This window comes from Mesorhizobium sp. P5_C1, from assembly GCF_054049815.1.
Genome location: NZ_JBFULQ010000735.1, coordinates 1 through 2,201, shown reverse-complemented (window position 1 = coordinate 2,201; position 2,201 = coordinate 1). Strand labels below are relative to the sequence as shown.

2 protein-coding genes are annotated in these 2,201 nt (G+C 60.7%); one reads left to right on the top strand and one right to left on the bottom strand.

All coding sequences use genetic code 11. The features are described from left to right. Positions 1-731, bottom strand: a 731-nt coding sequence (locus ACXJ7R_RS30595) for an adenylate/guanylate cyclase domain-containing protein (protein ID WP_457155073.1), incomplete at its 3' end; no start/stop codon positions are given. Positions 732-1,775: 1,044 nt separating this feature from the next. On the opposite strand from ACXJ7R_RS30595, the gene ACXJ7R_RS30590 reads away from it, so the two are divergent. Next, a partial coding sequence (locus tag ACXJ7R_RS30590; RefSeq protein ID WP_457155072.1) for a molybdopterin-dependent oxidoreductase occupies positions 1,776-2,201 on the top strand: 426 nt, incomplete at its 3' end.

The following is a 2,201-nucleotide window of genomic DNA, read 5'->3' as shown; positions in this document are numbered from 1 at the left end:
ACGCGCGCCAGCTCAGTGGTCAGGTCCTCGCTCATGCCATCGGCGAGGTATCCCTGTTCCTTGTCGTCGCTCAGATTGTCGAAGGGCAGCACCATCATCGACGGTTTGGCATCGGCGGTCGTCGCCGGCCACGACCACCACGCGCCACCACCCGCCAAGAGCACAACCAGGACCGCGACCGCGACAGACGGTATGAGCCAGCGAGGTCGGGTCGATCTGCGCGGCAAGGCGTGCACCATGCCATCGATCCGCGCGCGGTAGACGTGCACTGGCCGGGTGATGTTCTTCACCTGCTGCTCGCCAGCATCGTCGAACGCGATGTCGATCTTGCCTTGCAGCTGATCGTAGGCGGCGGCTGAAACCAGCAGGCCGCCGGACGGGCAAATCTGTTCCAGCCGCGCCGCGATATTGACCCCGTCGCCCATCAGATCGTCGCCCTCGACGACGACGTCACCCAGATTGACACCTATGCGGTAGGCGATCCGGCGTTCCGGAAGCATGTCGCGTTGTTGTGCGCGCGCGTCGCGCTGGATGGTCACGGCACAAGCGACAGCATCGACCACCGAGCCGAATTCGACGATCGCGCCGTCGCCCATCAGCTTGACGATGCGGCCGTTATGCTCGGCGATTGCGGGATCAATGACGTTGGAGCGGAGCGATCGGATCGCGGCGAGCGTCGCTTTTTCGTCCGCCTCGATCAGGCGCGAGTAGCCGACGATGTCGGTGGCCATGATGGCGGCCAGTCGCCTCGCTTCCCGACGTTCCTGCATCGCGGCCCTCCCACGGCGCGCCGCCAAGACGTGCATTATAGAGGTTTGAAGCCTCCGGCGCGACAGGCTTTCACGAGGCTGTCCTAAGTCGCGCAGGCAAGTCCGCATATTTCGGCAACGCATTATTTTCGAAATTTCGGGGACGGGCACAAAGTCGACGGCTACGCAAAGCGGCCTCCGAAATCCAATTTGTGCCAGCATCCGCGCAAACCAGAGCGATCCGTGCGTCCGATGATTGCGTCATGCGACGCTCGCAACTGAACGGGCGCAATAGGTTTGAGCGCGACCTTCGCGGCATCACTGACAAGGGTCCGGAGGTCGCGCAGCGCACCATACACGCGGAGCTCATAGCTGTGCTTGCATGGGGTGGGAGGCGCGAAACTCAGCCGCACCGATTCAATGTTCCAACCGCTTCCAACGGTCCTTCCAACTGGAGTGCTCCAACGCTTTCCAAGGGTTCCCAACCAGCAAACCCGCAGTTCCAACGGTTGTGTGTTCCAACCATATCTAAAGATATGGCCGCTCAAGACCGGCCAATCAGATATTGGTGGTCCGGTGCCACCATGGCGCCGATGCCGCCCAAGGTGGCCCGTGGCCTCGTGGGCTGCGCCGGTTATGTCGGCGTCCAAGCAAACCCGAAGCGTAGCTCTTGGCTCCTGCCGCTTAGCTGATAATCCTCGCTAACGGGCATGAGCAATGAGCGCCAGACGCGGACTAATACCTCCCCCGAGCAGCAAATGGCAGGGATGGAATCGGCCTAGAACGCCACAAAGTTATCACGTCCCGTCCAGGTTGTGGACACTTCCTCTTCGAAGGCGCACTCTCCTAGGACGAAACCCGAGCAGAGTTTCGTCCAATGCTTCACATGCTTGAGATGCCTCGCTGATTGCCTGACTGTCCGGAGATCCGGGTGGGGCAGTCGTTCATTGTGCGCCTGTCCGTGATCAGGCTACGGCCCAATACGCACGCTGCAGCCCGTTCCGGATCAACTGGGAGGAAAACAGCATGCCTCATCTTCAACGCAGAGAACTTATTCAAGGGAGCGTGGCTCTTGCCGCAATCGCCGCCCTTCACGCCTCGCGGGCTTACGCTTTTCCGACACGGCCCGGCGAGGAAGTCGTCAAATGGCTCGATCAACTGCCACCGAACCCGGTGCCAGAGGTCATCAAGAATCAGATTGTCTGGGAGGACCTCGATTCATGGGTGACACCCAATGACAAGTTCTTTTCAATCGCGCATTTCAACAGGCCGGTGATTGAGGAAAGCACGTGGAAGCTCGAAATCGCCGGCCTGGTCAAAAAGCCGATGGCACTGACGCTTGCCGACATCAAGGCCCGGCCGCGCGAGGAAGTCACCTTCACAATCGAATGTTCAGGCAATACCGGCCTGCCGTTTTTCAACGGCGGAATCGGCAATGCCCGCTGGGCGGGT